This window comes from Bradyrhizobium sp. LA6.8 (genome assembly GCF_040547935.1).
Taxonomy (GTDB): Bacteria; Pseudomonadota; Alphaproteobacteria; order Rhizobiales; family Xanthobacteraceae; genus Bradyrhizobium; species Bradyrhizobium barranii.
On record NZ_JBEPQQ010000004.1, the window covers coordinates 57,304 to 78,253 of the forward strand.

The 20,950-nt window shown below is 64.6% G+C and carries 21 protein-coding genes; 2 read left to right on the forward strand and 19 right to left on the reverse strand.

Annotation, left to right across the window (positions count from 1 at the left end; all coding sequences use genetic code 11):
* Positions 1-68: 68 nt before the first annotated feature.
* A complete protein-coding gene (locus tag ABIA90_RS20465; protein ID WP_071910536.1) occupies positions 69-1,784 on the reverse strand; it encodes a sulfatase-like hydrolase/transferase in 1,716 nt (571 codons plus the stop codon).
* A gap of 303 nt (positions 1,785-2,087) precedes the next feature.
* The gene (locus ABIA90_RS20470; RefSeq protein WP_354122033.1) at positions 2,088-2,753 is read right to left on the reverse strand and encodes a TetR/AcrR family transcriptional regulator; all 666 of its coding nucleotides are present in this window, start codon (positions 2,751-2,753) and stop codon (positions 2,088-2,090) included.
* A 106-nt stretch (positions 2,754-2,859) separates the two neighbouring features.
* On the opposite strand from ABIA90_RS20470, the gene ABIA90_RS20475 reads away from it, so the two are divergent.
* Positions 2,860-3,480, forward strand: coding sequence for a hypothetical protein (locus tag ABIA90_RS20475; protein ID WP_063981630.1), 621 nt, complete (start codon positions 2,860-2,862; stop codon positions 3,478-3,480).
* A 7-nt stretch (positions 3,481-3,487) separates the two neighbouring features.
* On the opposite strand, the gene ABIA90_RS20480 is transcribed toward ABIA90_RS20475, so the two are convergent.
* The 9 genes from ABIA90_RS20480 to miaA all read right to left on the reverse strand — a co-directional run bounded on the left by ABIA90_RS20480 (position 3,488) and on the right by miaA (position 12,810).
* Positions 3,488-4,339 (reverse strand): SDR family oxidoreductase, encoded by an 852-nt coding sequence (locus ABIA90_RS20480; RefSeq protein ID WP_063981629.1) that lies wholly within the window; start codon positions 4,337-4,339, stop codon positions 3,488-3,490.
* A 481-nt stretch (positions 4,340-4,820) separates the two neighbouring features.
* Entirely contained in the window at positions 4,821-5,840 is a 1,020-nt protein-coding gene (gene ilvC, locus ABIA90_RS20485) for a ketol-acid reductoisomerase (protein ID WP_354122032.1), read from the reverse strand.
* A 132-nt stretch (positions 5,841-5,972) separates the two neighbouring features.
* Entirely contained in the window at positions 5,973-6,575 is a 603-nt protein-coding gene (locus ABIA90_RS20490; protein WP_354122031.1) for a LysE family translocator, read from the reverse strand.
* A gap of 7 nt (positions 6,576-6,582) precedes the next feature.
* Positions 6,583-7,458, reverse strand: a complete 876-nt coding sequence (locus tag ABIA90_RS20495; protein ID WP_354122030.1) for an EamA family transporter — start codon at positions 7,456-7,458, stop codon at positions 6,583-6,585.
* Positions 7,459-7,507: 49 nt separating this feature from the next.
* A complete protein-coding gene (locus ABIA90_RS20500; RefSeq protein WP_247303935.1) occupies positions 7,508-8,203 on the reverse strand; it encodes a class I SAM-dependent methyltransferase in 696 nt (231 codons plus the stop codon).
* Positions 8,204-8,206: 3 nt separating this feature from the next.
* Positions 8,207-8,749: an acetolactate synthase small subunit gene (gene ilvN / locus ABIA90_RS20505; protein ID WP_014493064.1), complete on the reverse strand. Its 543-nt coding sequence runs from the start codon at positions 8,747-8,749 to the stop codon at positions 8,207-8,209.
* A gap of 23 nt (positions 8,750-8,772) precedes the next feature.
* Positions 8,773-9,744: a threonine dehydratase gene (locus ABIA90_RS20510; protein WP_354122029.1), complete on the reverse strand. Its 972-nt coding sequence runs from the start codon at positions 9,742-9,744 to the stop codon at positions 8,773-8,775.
* A gap of 4 nt (positions 9,745-9,748) precedes the next feature.
* Complete coding sequence (locus ABIA90_RS20515) at positions 9,749-11,524, reverse strand: acetolactate synthase 3 large subunit (RefSeq protein ID WP_014493062.1); 1,776 nt, start codon at positions 11,522-11,524, stop codon at positions 9,749-9,751.
* A 329-nt stretch (positions 11,525-11,853) separates the two neighbouring features.
* Positions 11,854-12,810, reverse strand: a complete 957-nt coding sequence (miaA, locus tag ABIA90_RS20520) for a tRNA (adenosine(37)-N6)-dimethylallyltransferase MiaA (protein ID WP_354122028.1) — start codon at positions 12,808-12,810, stop codon at positions 11,854-11,856.
* Positions 12,811-12,821: 11 nt separating this feature from the next.
* Between miaA and serB the strand changes: the two genes are divergently transcribed.
* On the forward strand, positions 12,822-13,727 hold the full coding sequence (serB, locus tag ABIA90_RS20525; protein ID WP_354122027.1) for a phosphoserine phosphatase SerB: 906 nt from the start codon (positions 12,822-12,824) through the stop codon (positions 13,725-13,727).
* 120 nt (positions 13,728-13,847) lie between these two features.
* Here serB and ABIA90_RS20530 read toward each other — a convergent pair whose 3' ends face one another.
* The 8 genes from ABIA90_RS20530 to ABIA90_RS20565 form a co-directional block, all read right to left on the reverse strand.
* Positions 13,848-15,353, reverse strand: a complete 1,506-nt coding sequence (locus tag ABIA90_RS20530) for a Do family serine endopeptidase (RefSeq protein WP_071910517.1) — start codon at positions 15,351-15,353, stop codon at positions 13,848-13,850.
* Between the two features lie 157 nt (positions 15,354-15,510).
* Positions 15,511-15,717, reverse strand: a complete 207-nt coding sequence (locus tag ABIA90_RS20535; protein WP_025038031.1) for a DUF2065 domain-containing protein — start codon at positions 15,715-15,717, stop codon at positions 15,511-15,513.
* 71 nt (positions 15,718-15,788) lie between these two features.
* Positions 15,789-16,685, reverse strand: a complete 897-nt coding sequence (hflC, locus tag ABIA90_RS20540; protein WP_063981620.1) for a protease modulator HflC — start codon at positions 16,683-16,685, stop codon at positions 15,789-15,791.
* Positions 16,682-17,818 (reverse strand): FtsH protease activity modulator HflK, encoded by a 1,137-nt coding sequence (gene hflK / locus ABIA90_RS20545; RefSeq protein WP_063981619.1) that lies wholly within the window; start codon positions 17,816-17,818, stop codon positions 16,682-16,684. Before hflK ends, hflC begins: the two co-directional genes overlap by 4 nt.
* A 154-nt stretch (positions 17,819-17,972) precedes the next feature.
* Positions 17,973-18,482 carry a dihydrofolate reductase gene (locus ABIA90_RS20550; protein ID WP_166343608.1) on the reverse strand — a complete coding sequence of 170 codons (510 nt, stop codon included), beginning with the start codon at positions 18,480-18,482 and terminating at the stop codon, positions 17,973-17,975.
* Complete coding sequence (locus ABIA90_RS20555) at positions 18,482-18,967, reverse strand: GNAT family N-acetyltransferase (RefSeq protein ID WP_354122026.1); 486 nt, start codon at positions 18,965-18,967, stop codon at positions 18,482-18,484. The genes ABIA90_RS20550 and ABIA90_RS20555 overlap by 1 nt, the downstream gene beginning before the upstream one ends.
* A 5-nt stretch (positions 18,968-18,972) precedes the next feature.
* Positions 18,973-19,767, reverse strand: coding sequence for a thymidylate synthase (locus tag ABIA90_RS20560; RefSeq protein WP_166101661.1), 795 nt, complete (start codon positions 19,765-19,767; stop codon positions 18,973-18,975).
* A gap of 170 nt (positions 19,768-19,937) precedes the next feature.
* Positions 19,938-20,918 (reverse strand): tripartite tricarboxylate transporter substrate binding protein BugD, encoded by a 981-nt coding sequence (locus ABIA90_RS20565; protein WP_071910509.1) that lies wholly within the window; start codon positions 20,916-20,918, stop codon positions 19,938-19,940.
* Positions 20,919-20,950: the final 32 nt, after the last annotated feature.

Consider the following 20,950-nt stretch of genomic DNA (forward strand, 5'->3'; position numbering starts at 1 on the left):
GCGCAACAGGATGGTGGGCACGCTTCGCTTTGCCCACCCTACGATCTGGGTCTGCGTAGCGATCAGCGCTACAGCCCCCGGATGATCCCGGCATTGATCAGCAGGCGGTTGAGCCGCCGCGCCTCGGCGCCGTCCTTGCAGCCGTAGAAGATGCCTTTGCAGCGGAGCATGATCTGCTTCTGCTCGGCAAAGGAGGGATCGAGCGGAATGCCGGCGGCTTCCTGGATCACCAGCGGGAGATAGGGGCCGTCAACCGTGTCCATCACGGCCTCGCTCTTCACCGGCTCGAAATTGATGGCGTCGATCGCGTAATAGGTCGCGTAGAGACGCGGGTCGTAAGCGTCGAGCTTCTTGCCGAGGGCACCCTCGTCGAGCCCGGGCTCGAGGAGGTTCGGCGCAAACTCAGGCTGGTGATCGCCGTAGCGCACGATCAGGAAGGGCTCGCCGGGAAAATTCTTCTTCAGCCCCGCGACAAACGCTCTGTACTGCTCAGCGCTCATCGCCTGCCGGCGCAGATATTCGTCGATGGACGCCACATTATTGCCCGGCGCGCGCCAGTTCGGCAGTAGGTCGGGGCGGAAGCGCGTCTCCCAGGGGAAATGATTGGCGCCGAGATAGATGAAAGTGAACAGCGGCTTGTTCGGCGGCTGCTGGCCCATTAGCTGGAGCGCCTTGTCGTAGAAAAAGGAGTCCGGCTCGACGTCCTTGGCGCCGAGATCCTTCGAGTCGAGGAAGCGTTCGACGCCGGTCGTCACCTGAAAGCTGCGCGCGCCCATGAAGCCGCCATAGGCGGGATAGAGCGATAGCGTGTCATAGCCGCAGCGGCGCAGCGCCAGCGGGAGGCCCCGCTCGACGCGGTTTGAGGCGATGCGCGTCACGAAATAAGCGAAGCGGCCGAACGAGCGCGAGGAGAGGCCAGCGAGCACGTTGTATTCGGTGAACCAGCTCGGCCCGCCATTGCTCTCGGCAAGGAACGTGCGCTGCTTGCCGTCAAAGGATTTGAAATGATCGCCATAGCGCGGCGGCACCTTGATGCCCTGGGCGGCGCGGATGTCGAAGCTCGATTCATCATGGACCATGATGATGTTCGGCCGGCGGCCCGCGGGGTGGCAGGCATCCACCAGCGGCATGTTGAGCCGCTCGTTGGTCGAGGCGGCCGACTCCATGAAGCCGTATTGCGCGAAGTCGGAAACCGCGCTGACGCCGGAGCGGAAGAATTTCGAGAGATAGCCGTCGTCGTAATAGCCGCGCCAGGCCTCGTCTGGATGATAGAGCGAATAGCCGACCAGTGCGGCAAGACAGGCGAGCGTGGACGCGAACGCCGGCAGGCGGCGGATGCGAAACGGATCGAGCCACCACAGCGCATACATCAGCGGCAGCGTGACGAGGCCGGCCCCGATCACCGACCAGCGCAAGTTCGGGAAGATCGTGAACAGGAACGCCACGGTGTCGCGGTCGATCATCATCAGGTCGATGAAGTTGACCGTCATCTGCACGACGTCGTGCTTGAGACGCGACAGCAGCACCAGCACGACGACCATGGTCAGCGACAGCGCACCCGACAGTGCCGGCCGCCGCAAGAGCGTGATCCAGAAGAAATTGAGGATGCCCCAGGCGAGCACGAACGAAAGCCGCGAACCGAAATCGGTCTCGGTCTCGTACATGAGCGCGAGGGCGGCAAGATGCGGCGCGGCAACCGCAAGCAGGCGCCAGATGCCGAGCGCGGCAACGCTCGCCAGCACGGCGGTGGTGGCAGAAGGACCTGGATTCGGCGCGGACGCCATCGACGGCACGCAACTTCTGGTCCGGCGCGATGAATACCCAGCCGTCGGGCCGGCCTGCGGCGTTCGGCGCAGCCGGAAGCCTGCACCGTGTCATAAAACTGTAATTGAATGGTCACGGACAAGCAACGCGTGTCGCGGTCCGACCTTCGCTTAATGTTAGCAGGCGGCGAACAGCCGCACGGCCAACTCCATCCCCTCACCCTGAGGAGCCTGCGAAGCAGGCGTCTCGAAGGGCGAGGCCCGAGTGGGCCTGCATGGTTCGAGACGGCGCTACGCGCCTCGTCGCCATGAGGGTCAGTCAGTTCAGGAGCCGCGGCCCGACTTCGCGATCCCCGCGATGAAGAGGTCGATCACCCCTTCCGCCATCCGCTCGGTCTCGCCCTCCTCCACCCCCCAGCGCGGAAAGTGGCCGTCGAGGTTCATCCGGGCAAAGCCGTAGACCAGGGCGCGGCCGGCGATCTGGATGCGCTTGAGGTCGGCCGACCGCAGCAGGCCCTGCTCCGCCGCGTCTGCCAGCATCCGTTCGGTCAGGGCGATCAGTTCGACATTGTCGCGTGCCAGCTCCGCGGAGCTGCCATGGGCGAAGTAGCGCCCCGTGGAGATGATCTCGAAATGCGCGGGGTTGCGCATCGCCCAGCGCAGGTAAGCGAGCCCGAAGGCGCGGAAGCGGCCGAGCGGGTCGGTGGCCGGCGCCTGGTCCAGCGCCACCTCGATCTCGGCACGAAAGCGCCGCTGCGCCTCCCCGGCCACCGCCGCCATCAGCGCGTCGCGGTTGGGGAAGTGCCGGAACGGCGCCCCCGGCGAAACCGCGGCCCGGCGCGCGGCCTCGCGCACCGAGACTTCGGCGCCTTCCGCAGCCAGTTGCAACGCAGCATCGATCAGCACGCGGCGGAGGTCACCGTGATGATACGGCCGGGCTTCTGGCGATTGGCGGCGGGCGCGCGGCTTGGACGGCTGTCGGGCAGGCATGGCGCTTCCTAGCATCACCCGAACGTGAATGTAAGCACCGATTACACCGTTGACGATTTCGCCAGCCTGAAATGTAATCGATGCTTACATTAAGGAGGAGACCGCCATGTCACAACGCCAAAACTGGTTCGAGGGCTGGCGGCTGCTCGCCGTTCTCACCCTGAGCCTGATCGCGCTCAGCCTGTGGATCGCGTCGATGCGGCAGTTCGAGGTCGAGGGCGTGCGGATGGTGATCCGTTTCACGGCGCGAAGCTCGCTGCTGCTATTCTGCCTTGCCTTCAGTGCAGCGGCGCTCGCCCGGCTGTGGCCGAACGCCTGGACCCGCTGGCAGCGCCGCAACCGCCGCGATCTGGGCCTGAGCTTTGCGGCCTCCCACGCCATCCACGCAGTTGCGATCGTTGCCTTTGCCAAAATGGACCCGGCCGGCTTTGTGGAGGCCACCTCGGCCGCCTCCTACATCTTCGGCGGCATCGGCTATGCATTCATCATCGCCATGAGCGCGACCTCGTTCGACCGCACCGCCGCGCTGCTCGGGCCGCAGGCCTGGCGCGTGCTGCACCTCGTCGGCGGCTACTATCTCTGGTTCCAGTTCATGGTGTCGTTCGGCAAGCGCGTGCCGGCGATGCCGCTCTATGCCGCCTTCCTCATTCCGCTGCTCGCCGTGATGGCGCTGCGGCTGATCGCGATGGCCGCCCACCCCCGCCGACGGACGGCCGAAGCGAGCTGAACGTCGATCAGCCCTGCGGCAGGAACCCCAGCCGCTTGGCGATGATGCGATCGACCGTCCGTTTCGGCAGCAATGCGCCGATCAGATGGCGCAGCGGGTCCGGCGTGATCTGGTAGCGCACCTTGGGGCTCGCGGCGGTCAGCGCCTCGAACACGATTTCGGCGATCCGCTCGGCCGGCAGACCCTTCGCACCGAGGTCCATCATGAACGCCATGACCTTGTTCAGCGCCGGCAGATAGGGCGAGTTCTGATAGACGGAGAGATCGATCTCTTCGGCCTTGCTCCAGATCGGCGTCTTCACTGCGCCCGGGGCGACGATGATGACGTCGATCCCGAACAGCATCAGCTCGCGCCGCAGGCTCTCCGACAGGCCTTCGATGGCATGCTTGGAGGTGCAGTAAGGCGCCGACAGCGGATTGCCGTTCTTGCCGGCGACCGAGCTGATCATCACGATCCGCCCCTTCGGCCCCTTCAGCGATGGGTCCGCGCCGAGCAGCGGCCCAAAGGCTTGCGTCGCGATGACCGGGCCGATGACGTTGATGTCCATCTGGCGGCGGAAATCGTCGACCGACAATTCCAGGACCGGCCCCGCGACCGCAATGCCGGCATTGTTGACGAGCCCCGCCAGCGTCTCGCCAGCCAGCGCCTCGCGAACCTGGCGCGCAGCGGCGAGCACGGCGGCCTCGTCGGTAACGTCGAACAGGAGCGGCGTGAAGTTCGCGCCGAACTCACCCCTGAGCCGGTCGGCGTCGGCCTGCTTGCGGACGCTGCCGAAGACGCGGTAGCCGCGCCCGATCAGAAATTTCGCAATGGCCCAGCCGATGCCGGTGGACGCGCCGGTGACGACGACAGATCGCATAGACCCCTCCCCCCTCAAGTTCCCGCGATCATGGAGAGAAGGATGTGTCAGCGCAATGCCACCCAACGCTCAAAGGGACGTCGCGGGTGTCGATTCTTAAGATGAAGCGGCGCGCGAACTTCGCGACATGAGATTGATTGCGCCCTGAAGATGCAGATGAAGATCCGAATCCTCGATCTTGAAGACGCTGGGCTTTTGGCGATCGCGAGCTTCTGGAAAGGTTCTGAAACGACGCGAGACCAAGAATGCGGTTTAAGCGTCAGTTCTTCGTGCTCAGAGGGCACGTCAGCTCGCGAAGAATTTGAATGAAGCAGCAATGCTTCGCGCGAGATGACGAGATGAAAGGAGCGAGACCGCCGTTCGCGATCTCGCTCCGATGTAGTCGAGAAGGTTTAAAATTTGGTTTGGCGAGCGAAGCTTGTGTTTCGCTCGTCATTCCGGGGCGCGACGAAGTCGCGAACCCGGAATGACGGCGCAGCCGTCAGTTCTTGCTCTTGTCGACCAGCGCGCCCTTCTTGATCCAGGGCATCATGTCGCGGAGTTTCGCGCCGACTTCCTCGATCGGGTGCGCGGCGAGCTTGGCGCGGGTCGCCTTGAACGAGGTCTGGTTGACCTTGTTCTCGAGCATCCAGTCGCGGGCGAACTTGCCGCCCTGGATGTCGGCGAGAACGCGCTTCATCTCGGCCTTGGTCTCCGCCGTGACGATCCGCGGACCGGTGACGTACTCGCCATACTCCGCGGTGTTGGAGATCGAGTAGTTCATGTTGGCGATGCCGCCTTCATAAATCAGGTCGACGATCAGCTTCACTTCGTGCAGGCACTCGAAATAGGCCATCTCCGGCGCGTAGCCGGCCTCGACCAGGGTCTCGTAACCGGCCTTGATCAGCTCGACCAAGCCGCCGCAGAGCACGACCTGCTCGCCGAACAGGTCGGTCTCGCACTCTTCCTTGAAGGTGGTCTCGATGATGCCGGCGCGGCCGCCACCAACGGCGGAGGCGTAGGACAGGCCGAGGTCATGGGCGTTGCCCGAGACGTCCTTGGCGATCGCGATCAGGCAGGGCACGCCGCCGCCGCGCTGATATTCCGAACGCACCGTGTGGCCGGGGCCCTTCGGCGCGATCATGAGCACGTCGAGGTCGGCGCGCGGGTCGAGCAGGTTGAAGTGGACGTTGAGGCCGTGCGCGAACACGAGGGCGGCGCCCTTCTTCATGTTGTCGTGCAGGTGCTCACGATAAATGTCGCCCTGGAGCTCGTCCGGGGTCAGCATCATGACGAGGTCGGCCCATTTGGCGGCTTCGGCGACTTCCATCACCTTGAAGCCGGCGGCTTCCGCCTTCTTGACCGAGCCCGATTCCTTGCGCAGCGCAATGGCGACTTCCTTGACGCCGGAGTCCTTGAGGTTGAGCGCATGGGCGTGGCCCTGGCTGCCATAGCCGACGATGGCGACCTTCTTGCCCTTGATCAGGTTCAGGTCGGCGTCGCGATCGTAATAAACACGCATAGTCGTTTCCTCGTTCAGGGCCAGAAGCGGCCGATAGTCAGTGTCCGAAGGGTGAAATTTGCGGATTTCGGGGGCTGTCTAGAGCATTTTCAGCCCCTAGGGAAACCCGTTTCTGCATGGAAATCCGCGACATCATGCATCCATGAAAACGGGGTAGAGGGAGGCGAGCAACAGGAGCGCCATCACGATATTGAAGGCGCGGACCAGCCGCTCCGAGGTCAGTACCGGTCGTAGTGCAGTGCCGAACAGGGCCCAGACCACCGTCGAGACCGTGCCGACGAGCAGGCTGATCAGGGTCTGGATCGCGATGTTGATCGGGAACTGGGCAATCGCCGCATAGGCGGTGATGGTGCCGATCACGATCACCCAGCCCTTGGCGTTGATCCACTGGAACATCGCCGCGGCCCAGAAGGTCATCGGGCCACGGCCGTCCTCCTCGCCCGGCTTGGCCGGACCCGAGAAGGCGATCACCGCGGCGAGGTAAATCAAGTAGGCGGCGCCGGCATATTTCAGGATGGTCTGGAGGATCGGATAGGCCAGAAACACAGTGCCGAGCCCGAGGCCAACGGCGCCGACCATGAAGGCGAAGCCGATCGTGATGCCGGCGATATGCGGGATGGTGCGGCGGAAGCCGTAAGTCAGTCCCGACGACAGCAGCATGATGTTGTTCGGCCCCGGCGTGAAGAACATCACGAGGGCGAAGATGATGAAGGCATAGAGCAGCGACTGGGACATGCTCACCTCACGCGGTCTTCGGCAGCGGCTGCGGGCGTCTCGCCAGCACCATCACCGCGATGCCGCCGATGACCGTCAGCATCCCTGCCAGCCGCAACGGGCCGAACTTCTCGCCAAACACGATGCTGGAAGCGGCCGAGCCGACGAACGGCACCAGCAGCGCGAACGGCACCACTTGAGCGGCTGGATAATCACGCAGCAGCCGGCCCCACAGCCAATAGGCGATGCTGGTCGAGATGGCGCCGATCGCCAGCAGGCAGACGAGGCCAGTCGGCGACATATGGATCAGCGACTGGAAGGTCGGCGCCGGCCCGTTGACGACCAGCGCCAGCGCGAACAGCGGCACGGCGGCGGTGAGGCAGAGCCAGGCGAACAGGTCGAACATCGGCGCGCCACGGGCGCCGCGCAGCAGGAGATTGCCGACGGCAAAGCAAATCGGGGCGATCATCAGCACCGCGAAGGCGCCAACGCTGAAATCGTAACCGACGGTACCGCAGATCAAGAGCAGTCCGACTGCGGCGACGACGATGCCAAGCGTCTGCACCGGCGTCGGCCGCTCGCCAAATGCGATCGCGGCAAAGCCGATGGTAAACAGCGCCTGGCTCTGCACGACGACAGAAGTCAGCCCCACCGGCACACCGTGGGCGATGCCATAGGCCTGGCTCAGGAACTGGCCGAGGAACAGCGTGAAGCTGATCGCGATCAGCAGCGACCAGGCGATCTTCGGCTTGGGAATGAACAGGCACGGCACCGCGGCAATGGTGAAGCGCATCGCCGTCATCAGCTCCGGCGAAAATTCGTCGAGCGCGATCCGGCTCGCCACGAAGGCAAGCCCCCAAATGACCGCCACCAGAATGGCGATGAGGATATCGGCCGGCTTCATTGTTGTTCTCGGTTCTGCTTTGTCGTGCAGCCCTGTTTGTTGTTCTGTTCTAGCCTTGCTCGCCGGCTTTCGGTTTCCGCAGCAGATAAGTGCCGTGCATGGGCGCGTGGTAGTCGACCGAGACCAGCGTGAAGCCGACATCGATCAGCATCCGTTCCATCACCCAGCCGAAGGTGGAATATTCGTCGCGCATGTGCGTGACGACGCTTTCGCGCGAAAAATCGTGGTTCTTGATATGGAAGTCGGCCCATTGCTCGACGTCGCGCTCGATGGCGTCGGGCATCGAGGCGTAGACGATGTCGCGCAGATAGAAGCTCGCGCCCGGCTTCAGTGCACGATAGATCCGCGACATCGCCACCGCCTTCCAGAAATCCGGCAGATGGTGCAGCGTGAACTCGCTGACGATCAGATCGTAGGATTCCGGCCGGTAGGCGAAGCTGAGCAAGCCGGCCGACTGCGTGCGCACCGGCGCCTTGCGGTCGCGGGCGTAGATCTCGGCGAGCGCCAGCATCGCCGGCGAGATGTCGATGGCGTCCACCTCGGCACCCAACAACGCCGCTTCGGTGGCGAGCACACCGTTGCCGCAGCCGATATCCGCGATGCGCCAGCCTCGCTGCACCCCAAGCATTTTCAGCGCGGCGCGCGCCCGCAGATCGGCATCGTCATGGGCGTCGTAGATCGAAGCCACTGCGGGCTCGATCCCCATCCGGTTGCGCTCGTTATAGTACCAGTCGCGCGCCAGCATGGCTCACATCCCCTCAGGCCCGCGGCCAATCGCGGCAACGCCGGTGCGCGACACCTCGACAAGGCCGAGCGGGCGCATCAGGTCGATAAACTGATTGATCTTGTCAGTATTGCCTGTGATCTCGAACACAAAGCTCTCGGTGGTGGCGTCGATCACGCGAGCGCGGAACGCATCCGCCAGCCGCAGCGCCTCGACACGATGCTCGCCCTGCCCGCGCACCTTCACCATCGCAAGCTCGCGCTCGATCGAGCGCTTGGTCAGGGTCATGTCGACGACGCGATAGACCGGGATCATGCGGTCGAGCTGGTGCTTGATCTGCTCGATCACCATCGGCGTTCCCGTGGTGACGATGGTGATGCGCGACAGATGCTTCTGGCTCTCGGTCTCCGAGACTGTGAGACTCTCGATGTTGTAGCCGCGCCCGGAGAACAGCCCGATGACGCGCGCGAGCACGCCCGGCTCGTTCTGCACGAGCACCGAGAGCGTATGCGTCTCGTTGGGATCGTGGCGGTCCTCGATGAAATAGGCGGATGCCGGCTGGTTCATGGTCGTCCCCTCTTGTCTCTCCGTCACGCCATCGCTGGCGCCTCTGCCCCGACCCAACTGCGGAACAGATCGAAATCGATATTGCCGCCGGACAGCACGAGACCGACGCGCTTGCCTGACAGTTTGGCTTTCTCCTGAAGCGCCGCGGCGAGCGCGGCGGCACCGGCGCCTTCCGCAAGATTGTGCGTGTCGGTCCAGTAGGCGCGGATCGCGGCGGCGACCTCGTCGTCGGAAACCTGCACGATGCGCGCGGCACCCTTGCGGATCAGCGCGAACGCGTCTGCGTCGGGAATGCGCGTTGCCATGCCGTCGGCCAGCGTGTTGCTGGTCTTCGTCGTCACGACCTTGCCGGCCGCGAACGACAGCGCATAGGACGGCGCTTCGGTGGACTGCACGCCGACGATCTCGGTCTTCAGGCCCAGAAGGTCGCGCGCCATGATGCAGCCGGAGATTCCAGAGCCCTGCCCGATCGGCACATAGAGAACATCGAGATCCGGCGCAGTCCGGAACAGTTCGAGCGCATAGGTGGCGACGCCGAGCACGAGATCCGGATGGAACGACGGCACCATGTGCAGGCCGGTGAATTGGGCGCGCCGCTGCGCCTCTTCGGCGGCTGCCTGAAAGTCCTCGCCATGCTCGACGAGCTCGGCGCCAAACGCCTTCATCGCCCGGTTCTTCTCGACCGAGTTGCCGCGCGGCACGTAAATCACCGCCGGCACGCCGTGGCGGCTCGCGGCAAAGGCCAGACTCTGGCCGTGATTGCCGCGCGTCGCCGAGATGATGCCGGGTGTGTTCGGCCGCTCGCGCTTCAGCCTTTCGAGATAGACGAGACCGCCGCGCACCTTGAAGGCGCCGATCGGCGTGTGGTTCTCGTGCTTGACGATGACCTGCGTCCCGAGGCGCTCGGCGAGCAGCGGCCAGCCGCGTGCCGGCGTCGCCGGCATCGCCTGCCCCACGATCGCATGTGCGCGCTCGAGCTCCGTCAGGTCGAACATGACGTCACACCAGCGCCTTGCCGCCGGCGAACGCCTTTGCGGTGGCTTCGTCGTTCGCCTGCTCGGGCAACAGCATCTCGTTGTGCGCCTTGCCGGAGGGGATCATCGGGAAGCAGTTTTCGAGCGCCGCGACGCGGCAGTCGAACAGCACCGGACGCTTGACCGAGATCATCTCCTGGATGGCGCCGTCGAGATCAGAGGGCTTGTGCACCTGGATGCCGACGCCGCCATAGGCTTCGGCGAGCTTGACGAAATCCGGCAACGCCTCCGAATAGGAATGCGACAGCCGGTTGCCGTGCAGCAGCTGCTGCCATTGCCGCACCATACCCATGTACTGGTTGTTCAGGATGAAGATCTTGATCGGCAGTTCGTACTGCACCGCCGTCGACATCTCCTGCATCGTCATCTGCACCGAGGCATCGCCCGCGATGTCGATGACGAGGCTGTCGGGATGGGCAACCTGCACGCCGATCGCGGCCGGCAGGCCGTAGCCCATGGTGCCGAGACCGCCCGACGTCATCCAGCGATGCGGCTCCTCGAAGCCGAAGAACTGCGCCGCCCACATCTGGTGCTGGCCGACTTCCGTCGTGATGTAAGTGTCCTTGCCGCGTGTCGCCTCGAACAGGCTCTGGATCGCGTGTTGCGGCAGGATCACGTCGTTGCTCTTCTTGTAATAGAGCGAGTTGCGGGCGCGCCATTGCGCGATCTGCTGCCACCAGGCCTTGATGTCGGGCTTCTTCGCTTCCGCCTTGAACACCTGGAGGATGTCGCCGAGGATGTTGCCGCAGTCGCCGATGATCGGCACGTCGACACGGATGTTCTTGTTGATCGAGGATGGATCGATGTCGATGTGGATCTTCTTCGAGCCCGGCGAGAACGCATCGACGCGGCCGGTGATGCGGTCGTCGAAGCGCGCGCCGACGCACAGCATGACGTCGCAATCATGCATGGTCATGTTGGCTTCATAGGTGCCGTGCATGCCGAGCATGCCGAGCCAGTTCTTGCCCGACGCCGGATAGGCACCCAGACCCATCAGCGTGGAGGTGATCGGGAAGCCGGTGACCTCGACCAGCTCACGCAGGAGCTTGGTCGCCTCGGGGCCGGAATTGATGACGCCGCCACCGCTGTAGATCACCGGACGCTTGGCGTTGGCGAGCAGCGACACGGCCTTGCGGATCTGCGTCGCGTCGCCCTTCACGCGCGGCGCGTAGGAGCGGTGCACGTCGGACTTGCGCGGCGGATGATAGGTGCCGGTCGCGAACTGCACGTCCTTGGGCACGTCGACGAGCACCGGGCCGGGACGGCCGGAGGTCGCGACATAGAAGGCCTCGTGCAGCACCTTGGCGAGATCGTTGACGTCGCGCACCAGCCAATTGTGCTTGGTGCAGGGCCGCGTGATGCCGACCGTGTCGCACTCCTGGAACGCGTCGTTGCCGATCAGATGCGTCGGCACCTGGCCGGAGATGCAGACCAGCGGGATCGAGTCCATCAGCGCGTCGGTCAGCGGCGTCACCATGTTGGTGGCGCCGGGACCGGAGGTCACCAGCGCAACGCCCGGCTTGCCGGTCGAGCGCGCATAGCCCTCGGCGGCGTGGCCCGCGCCCTGCTCGTGGCGGACCAGGATGTGCTGGACCTCGCTCTGCTGGAAGATCTCGTCATAGATCGGAAGCACGGCGCCACCGGGATAGCCGAAAATGTCGGTCACGCCATGATCGATGAGCGCGCGAACGATCATCGCGGCGCCGGTCATCTGGTTCGGATCGTGGCTCTTGTCGCTCATTGTCTTGCTCCGGATGCGCTGTTGTCAGCGGCTTCGTTCGTGTCGGGTTCGGGAAATAAAAAAGGCCCCGAAGAGGGCCCATGCACACCGCCTGTCTTGTGGATGGCAGCTAGCCACCCCCGGCGGTGTGCCTGGGTACGACGGCGATAAGGAGTTTGGTAATAATGTTACGCATGGCAGGTGCCCGGCTTCCCAAAGGTTGCGCGAAACATAACGGTCAAAGCCCGGATGTCAAGGCAATGCGACCGTTCCCGCGCGATTTTGCCAATGTAGCGGTGTTCCCAGGGTTCGGCGAGAGGTAAATTCGGGAACCCGGGTACAAAAGCGCGTCAGCCGGGGTCTCGGGCCGCATTCACGATGGCGGCAAGCCACCCCCTCGCCTCCTCCGGCTTCACCCATTCGAACTCGGGCAGTTGGTGCCGGAACCAGGTGAATTGCCGCTTGGCGTAGTGGCGGGTGTCGGCACGACCGATCATGGCCGCCTCGTCCAGGCCGATCTCACCGCGCAGATGCCGGATCAGGGCCGGCACGCCATGGGCTTTCATCGCCGGCAGCAGCGGATCGAGATGTCTGGCGGCGAGCCACTCCACCTCCCTCAACGCGCCGGCACCGAGCATGGCATCGAAACGGGCATCGATGCGGGCATAGAGCTCGTCGCGCTCGGGGGCGAGAAACACCGCGCGAAAACTGTCCTTGGGCAGCAGCGGCGGCTGGCCTTCATGGTGCCAGTCGAGCAGCGAACGGCCCGTCGCTTCGACCACTTCGAGCGCGCGCGCGATCCGGGTGCGGTCGCGCAGGTTCAATCGTTCGGCAGCGCGCGGATCACGGCGTGCAAGTTCCTCATGCAGCGCCTCGACGCCGTTCCGCTCCAGCCGCGCGCGCACGTCCTCACGTGTTTCGGCGGGAATGGGCGGCACCACGGAGAGGCCCGCCGTCAGCGCCTTGAAATAAAGGCCCGTGCCGCCGATGAAGATCGGCAGGCGGCCTTCGGCCTTCGCCTCTTCCAGCGCCTTCGTCGCGTCGACCACCCATGCGCCGGCCGAGAAATTCACGGCCGCATCGACGTGGCCGTAGAGACGGTGCGGTGCGCGTCCTTCCTCGCCATGTGTGGGGCGCGCGGTGATGATGCGGAGGTCGCGATAGACCTGCATGGAATCGGCATTGATGACGATTCCGCCCGTACTCAAGGCAAGCTCGAGCGCCAGCGCCGACTTGCCGCTGGCGGTCGGGCCTGCGATAAGCACGGCCTTGCCAACATGTCTTCTGCTGACTTGTCCCTCGCTCACGAAAACCTCAAATGTCCCTCGTCGCCACGCTGATCTGCAATCCCGACAATCCCGCGCTCGACAGCACCATCGTCGACGGCGCCCGCGCCGTGCTGCCCCAGGCGCAACCTGCGCACTGGCTGTTCGACGGGGTTGCGGTCGACATCCCCTTCGGCGCGCAGGATAACCTCCAAGGCGACCGTCACGCCATCGAACAGCGGTTGCGCGAGCTTCGCGGCGACCTCCCCATCGACATCGTGGTGCAGCCAGTCGGCTTCCGGCGCAAGAAGCTTTTTCTCGCCGACATGGATTCCACCATGATCGGCCAGGAATGCATCGACGAGCTCGCCGATCTCGTCGGGAAGAAGGCCCACGTGGCCGCCATCACGGAACGCGCGATGCGCGGCGAGATCGAGTTCGAGCCGGCGCTGCGCGAGCGCGTCGCGCTGCTGAAGGACCTTCCCGCCAGCGTGGTCGACGAGGTGCTGGCCAAGCGCATCACGCTGACGCCGGGCGGCCGCGAACTGGTCGCGACCATGCGCGCCCATGGCGCCTATACCTGTCTCGTCTCCGGCGGCTTCACGCTGTTCACGCGTGCGGTCGCCGCCAAGATCGGCTTCCAGGAGAACCGCGCCAACGAGCTCGTCGTCCGCGACGGCAAGTTCACCGGCGAGGTCAAGGAGCCGATTTTGGGCCGCGCGGCAAAGCTTGCGACGCTGGTGGATCTGATGGAGTCGTTCGATCTCGACGACATCGACTCCGTCGTGGTCGGCGACGGCGCCAACGATCTCGCGATGATCCAGGCTGCGGGACTGGGCGTGGCGTATCACGCCAAGCCAGCGGTCGCGGCTGCGGCTGCCGCGCGGATCGACCATGGCGATCTCACCGCGCTGCTCTACGCGCAGGGGTATCGGCGGGACGAGTTCGTGGAGACGTAAGTCTCAACACCGTCATGCCCGGGCTTGTCCCGGGCATCCACGTCTTGGTCAGTCCACGTTGCAAAGGCGTGGATGGCCGGGTCAAGCCCGGCCATGACGAGAAGCAAGAGCGAGCGCCCCCTACTGCACGCTCAGCGCCACAAACCTCAGCTCGCCGTCGGCGTTGGAGACGAGCAGCAGCACGGACTTCTTGCCGTCCTTCTTGAGCTGGTCGACCCGCTTCTGGATGTCGGCGCCGCTGGAGACGGCCTCCTGCGCAACCTCGACGATGACGTCACCGGCGGAGAGGCGCTTCTCGGCAGCGTCCGAATTGGCGTCGACATTGGTGACGACCACGCCCTTGACGCTGTCCTTGATCTTGTAGCGCGTGCGCAAATCCTTGCTGAGCGCGGCAAGATCGAGACCGAGCGCCTTCTGCGTCACCGGCTTCTCGGGCGCCGGCTCGTCGGTCTTGACCGCGGCCTGCACCTTGTCGGGATCCTGGAGACGGCCGAGCGTGACCTTCTTGGTCTCCTCCTGGCCCTTGCGGATGATGACGACATCGACTTCCTTGCCGACCGCCGTGTCGGCGACGACGCGGGAGAGATCCTTGGGATCCTTGACGTCCTTGCCGTCGAACTTGACGACGACGTCGCCGGGCTCGATGCCGGCGGGCTTGGCCGGGCCCTTGTCATCGACGCCGGCGACCAGCGCGCCGCGCGCGGGCTTGATGTTGAGGCTCTCGGCGATCTCGTCGGTGACGCTCTGGATGCGCACGCCGAGCCAGCCGCGGCGCAGTTCGCCGAACTGGCGGAGCTGATCGACCACGGCGACAACCGTCTTCGAGGGCACGGCAAAGCCGATGCCGATCGAGCCGCCGGAGGGCGAGATGATCAGCGTGTTGACGCCGATGACGTCGCCATCGAGGTTGAACAGCGGACCGCCGGAATTGCCGCGGTTGATGGAAGCGTCGGTCTGGATATAGCTGTCATACGGCCCCGAGGAGATGTCGCGGTTCTTGGCCGAGACGATACCGGCCGTCACCGTGCCGCCGAGGCTGAACGGATTGCCGATCGCGATCACCCAGTCGCCGAGGCGCAACTTGTCGGAGTCGCCGAACTTTACCGCCACCAGCGGCTTCGGCGGCTTGATCTTCAGCACGGCGAGGTCGGTCTTCTTGTCGACGCCAACCAGGTCGGCCTTGATCTTGGTGCCGTCGTTGAGGATGACGTTGATCTCGTCGGCGTCCGCGATGACGTGGTTGTTGGTGACGACGACGCCAGCGGTGTCGATGATGAAGCCGGAGCCGAGCGAGTTGGTCTTGCGGGGCGGGTTGTCACCGCGCTCGCCGCCCTTGCTGCCGCCGCCGGGGCCGCGGCGGTTCTTGAAGAAGTCGTCGAAGAACTCCTCGAAGGGCGAGCCGGGCGGCAGTTGCGGCATGGTGTTGCTGCCGCCGCCGCCGCCCTTGGCTTCGACGGTCTGCGAGGTCGAGATGTTGACGACCGCGTCGATCACCTTCTCGGCGACGTCGGCGATCCCGTCCGGGCCACGGGCAAGGGCCGGCGTGCCGAACGCGCTGAATGCACTGACGGCGAGCGCGGCCAGCCCTAAGCGCAAGCGGGTCGGGGCAATGGTGGCAGCGGTCATTGGTATCTCCAGAGAAAAGGATCAGGCCCCAAGGATTCGCCTCCAAGACTGCGCTCGAACGGGGGGACGGCGCAAGCGCGGAGCTTAACGGGCCTCAAGACCCGGATAATACGGCGAAAACCAGTCTCTCGCCTTCACTTTGGCGTTGGCGTGACGCCTAAATCGGACGGCGCATAACCCAGATCAAGACCAGGCCGGCCACGGCCGAACCGATCCCAACCGCCCGCAGGATATTGTCCGGCGTGGCGATGGCGCTTTTCATGGCCTTGCGCATCCAGTTGGGACTTGCCGCGAACATCAAGCCTTCCAGCACGAACAGGATGCCTAAGCCGATGAGGAAGTCGGCGAACGCAATGGACCTCATCGGAATGGAACCTCCCGTTGTGCTGTTCTTGTCTGGACGAAGGGCGGCAGAACTGCCGCCCTCTGTCTAGCTCACGGCTTCGCCGGCGTCTCGGTCGCCGTCTTGCCGGACGGGTTACCAAAGAACCGGAAGAAATCCGAGTCCGGCCGTAGCAGGAAGCGGGTGTCGTTCGCGCGCAGCCCGTTCTCGTAGGCCGTCATCGACCGGTAGAAGGCGAAGAAGTCGGCGTCTTTGCCGTAGGCTTCCGCGAACAGGCGGTTGCGCTCGGCGTCGCCGACGCCGCGGATCTGCTCGGCCTGCGATTTGGCTTCCGCCTCGATCACGGTCGCCTCGCGGTCGGCCTTGGAGCGGATCTCCTGTGCCTTCTGGCCGCCCTGCGCACGGAACTCGGCGGCTTCACGCTCGCGCTCGGTCTTCATGCGCTGGTAGACCGCCTGGCTGTTCTGCTCCGGCAGGTCGGCGCGGCGGATCCGGACGTCGACGACCTGGATACCGTAGCCGTCGGCCTCGCGATCGAGCTGGTCGCGGATGCGCTGCATCAGCTTCTCGCGGTCGTCGCGCACCACGTTGATGAAGGTGACCTCGCCGAGCACGCGGCGCAGCGCCGCGTTCAGGAGCGTGGTGAGCTGGATGTTGGCAGCCTGGATCGAGCCGACGCTCTGGTAGAAGCGCAGCGCGTCCTTGATGCGGTAACGCGCGAAGGCGTCGACCACGAGCCGCTTCTGGTCGGACGCGATCGCTTCCTGCGACGGGTTCTCCAGATCGAGGATCCGCTTGTCGATGTTGATCACCGAATTCCACGGCGCCTTGAAGTGCAGGCCGGGCGCGGTGACGACGTCGACGGGACGGCCGAACTGCAGCACGATGGTCTGCTCGGTCTGTTGCACCGTGAACAGCGACATGTAGCCGACGATCACGACGAGCAGGAGGGCGAGCAGCGTGACGATACCTGTGACCGGAGACCTCATCGGTTGCCTCCGCTCGACTGCTGACCGGTGGTAGGCGGCCGCTTGGTCGTCAACTCACTGAGCGGCAGATAGGGCACGACGCCCTGGCCCGAGGGGCCGCCGTCATAGACGAGCTTGTCGGCGCCGCCGAGCACGCGCTCCATCGTCTCCAGATAGATCCGTTCACGCGTCACGTCGGGCGCCTTCTTGTATTCTTCGTAAACCTTCAGGAAGCGGGAGCTCTGGCCCTTGGCCTCGGCGACCGTCTGCTCCCTGTAGCCTTCGGCGGCCTGCGTGATCTGCGCCGCACGTCCGCGGGCCTGCGGCACGACCTGGTTGGCGTAGGTCTGCGCCTCGTTCTGCAGCTGCTCGAGATTGGCGCGCGCCGCCTGGACGTCGCGGAACGCGTCGATCACCTGCGCCGGCGGGTCGACCTTCTGCATCTGCACCTGGCTGATGAGAATACCGGCGCCGTAGCTGTCCAAAGTCCTCTGGATCAGCTCCTGCACGCCCTGTTCGGTGACGTTGCGCGCACCGGTCAGGATCGGCTGGATCTGCGAACGGCCGATCACCTCGCGCATCGCGCTCTCGGAGACCGCCTTCACGGTGCCTTCGGGATTCTGGATGTTGAAGAGGAAGTCGCCGACGCCGTCCGGCTTGATGCGCCAGAGCACGGTGAAGTCGACGTCGACGATGTTCTCGTCGCCGGTCAGCATAAGGCTCTCTTCCGGCACGTCACGAATGGAGCGGCCGCGCCGCGCCGGATCGTCGATCAGCGTCATACCGATGGAGATCGTGTTGACGCGCAACGCCTTCGGCAGCAGCACGGTTTCGATCGGATAGGGCAGATGATAGTTCAGACCCGGCTGCACGGTGCGGACATGCTTGCCGAAGCGCAGCACGACGCCGAGCTCTTCGGATTGCACCCGGAAGAAGCCCGACAGCAGCCAGAACGCGATGATGAGCAGGACGATCAGCGTGATGCCGATGCCGGAGAAATAGCCGCCCGGCATGATCTGCTGGAGGCGGTCCTGGCCGCGCCGCAGAAGGTCTTCCAGATCCGGCGGCCTTGGCCCGACCGGTTGCGGGCCGTTGCCCCATGGTCCCTTCGGACCCGAGCCCCATGGGCCACCGCCCTGATTCTTCCACGGCATTCGACGCTCTCCTCGGCAGGGTGAAAATCGCCCCCGCCCGCTTTGTCCGGTCCGGCTTTATAGGGGACAGGCAAGTCCCTTACAACGCGGCCCGGGCTGTCCTTCGAGCTATGCTCGGGCACGAAAAAGTCAATGTAAACATTGACGAATGCGGTTAATTGCCCGCCCGCCGACGATATGTCACATAGGAGTAGTCGGCGCTGTCGTCGGGTCCGGCAGGATGCCGGATGCGCTCAACCTCATCCCACTCTGCCTTGTCGATGTCGAAATGCGTGTCGCCTTCGGGACGCGCGTGCACTTCGGTGATTTCGAGGCGATCGGCGCGATCGAGCCATTGCCGATAGATCTCGGCGCCACCGATCACCGCGATCTCGGCGACCGAACGCCGCAGGGCATCGCCACGCGCAACCGCGCCCGCATCGGCAGCCGATGTCGTCACGATGGCGCCATTGGCGCGATAATCCGCATCGCGCGTGATGACGATGTTGGTACGGCCAGGAAGCGGCCGGCGCAGGGTTTCGAAGGTCTTGCGGCCCATGATCACGGGCTTGCCGATCGTGAGCGCCTTGAAGCGCGCCATGTCGGATTTCAATCGCCACGGGAACCCGTTGCCGGCGCCGATGACGCCGTTCTCCGCGATCGCGACGACGAAGATGATCTCCATCAGGACGCGCTCCCCGCAAGTCGTGTCAGTGCCGGGCCCGTGACGCGGCACAGCGTCCAGTCGTCCATCATGACGGCGCCGAGCGATTGGTAGAACGCGATCGACGGCGCGTTCCAGTCGAGCACCGCCCATTGCAGCCGCGACCAGCCGTTGTCGACGCACTCCCTGGCGAGATAGACCAGCAGCGCCTTGCCGAGGCCCTTACCCCGATGCGACGGCCGCACATAGAGATCTTCGAGATAGATGCCGTGACGGCCGCTGAAAGTGGAGAAATTGACGAACCAGACCGCAAAGCCGACGGGCTCGCCGTTCCACTCGGCAATCGCGCAATAGAGCTGCGGACGCTCGCCGAACAGCGCTTCCGCAATCATCGCCTCGGTCGCCTCGACCTCGTGCGAAAGCTTTTCGTATTCCGCAAGCTCGCGGATGAGAGCAAGAACCAGCCCGGCTTCACCGGCGCGCACGCGGCGGATGGTCAACGGCATTTGCGCTAGACCGCGACTTCCGCCTTGATGTGCGGATGCGGATCGTAGCCGACGAGCTCGAAATCCTCGTAACGGAAGGAGAAGATGTCCTTCACATCAGGATTGATCCGCATCACCGGCAGCGTCCGCGGCGCACGCGTGAGCTGGAGCCGCGCCTGCTCCAGGTGATTGGAATAGAGATGGGTGTCGCCGAGCGAATGCACGAAGTCGCCGGGCTTCAATCCCGTGACCTGCGCGACCATCATCGTCAGCAGCGCATAGGACGCGATGTTGAAGGGCACGCCGAGGAAGACGTCGGCCGAGCGCTGATAGAGCTGGCAGGACAATTTGCCGTTGGCGACATAGAACTGGAACAGCAGGTGGCAGGGCGGCAGCGCCATCTTCTCGACGTCGGCGGGATTCCAGGCGGTGACGATCAGCCGGCGCGAGTCCGGGGTGCGTTTGATCATGTCGATGACATTGGCGATCTGGTCGATGCTGCGCCCGTCGGCCGTGGGCCAGGAACGCCATTGATGGCCATAGACCGGTCCGAGATCGCCATTGGCATCGGCCCATTCGTCCCAGATGGTGACGCCGTTGTCGCGCAGATATTTGATGTTGGTGTCGCCCTTCAGGAACCACAACAGCTCATGCACGATCGCCTTCAGCGGCAGCCGCTTGGTGGTCAGCATCGGGAAGCCGGCAGACAGGTTGAAGCGCATCTGATGGCCGAACACCGACAGCGTGCCGGTGCCGGTCCGGTCGGTCTTCTCGGCGCCGTCTGAAAGAATCCGCTCGAGCAGGTCCTGATACTGGTGCATGTGCCATTGAGCCTTTGGGGAGGCGGCGAACTTAACGGCGCGCCCCGCGCTACGACAGCAGCGATTCGCTGTTTAAGCCCATTATACCCCGAAAAGTGACTGTTCCCGGTGCAAACAACAAGGGGCGGAACTTGCGTCCCGCCCCTCGCCTATCGGCTTGAAAGTGCTCGTTAAGTTGCCGGCTTGAGCACCGGGGTCCACTTCGCGATCTCGTTCTTGACGAGGGTCGCCAGCGCCTCCGGCGTCCGGTCCTTGGGACCCGGAATGACGCTGCCGAGCTCGAGCAGGCGCTTCTTCACGGTCTCGTCGTCGAGCGCCTTGATGGCGGCGGCATTCAGGCTCGCAATGATCGCGGGCGAAGTTCCCTTCGGCGCGAACATCGCGTTCCAGGCCTGGGCCTGGAATGCAGGCAGGCCGGCCTCCGCCGTGGTCGGCACGTTCGGCAGCGACGGATTGCGCTCGGCCGTCGCGATCGCATAGGCCTTGATGGTGCCGGCATTGATCTGCGGCACCGCATTGACGATCTGGTCGCACATGTAGTCGACCTGTCCGGCCACCAGCGCATTCATCGCGGGGCCCGTGCCGTTGAAGGGCACGCCGACCGGCTTGATGTCGAGGATCGAGTGCAGGAGCTCGCAGGAGACGTGCGAGACCGAGCCGACGCCGGCATGCGCGGCGTTGACCTTCTCCGCGTTCGCTTTCACGTAGGCGACGAACTCCTTGAGGTCTTTCGGCGGAAAGTCCTTGCGCGCCAGGATCAGGATCGGCGTGCCCGCGAGCAGCGCGACCGGCTCAAAATCCTTTTCCGGGTGGTAGGCGAGTTTCGGATAGAGCGGCACGGAGGCTGCATGCGTGCCCATATGCCCGGTAATGAGCGTATAGCCGTCATTGGCCGCGCGCGCAGCGCGCGTGGTCGCGGTGGTGCCGCCAGCGCCGACCACGTTCTCGATGATGATGCTCTGTCCGAGCGTCTGCGCCATGTGCCCGGTGACGATGCGCGAAATCACGTCGGTCGGTCCGCCGGCCGCGAACGGCACGATCATGGTGATGCTGCGCGTCGGATAGGTCTGCGCCTCCGCCGGTGCGACAAAGCCGCACAACGATGCGAACGCCGCAGCACATGCGCCCGCAAGCGCGCGAATGGAAGTCATCTCGATCCCCTCGGACGTAAAACAAAAATGCC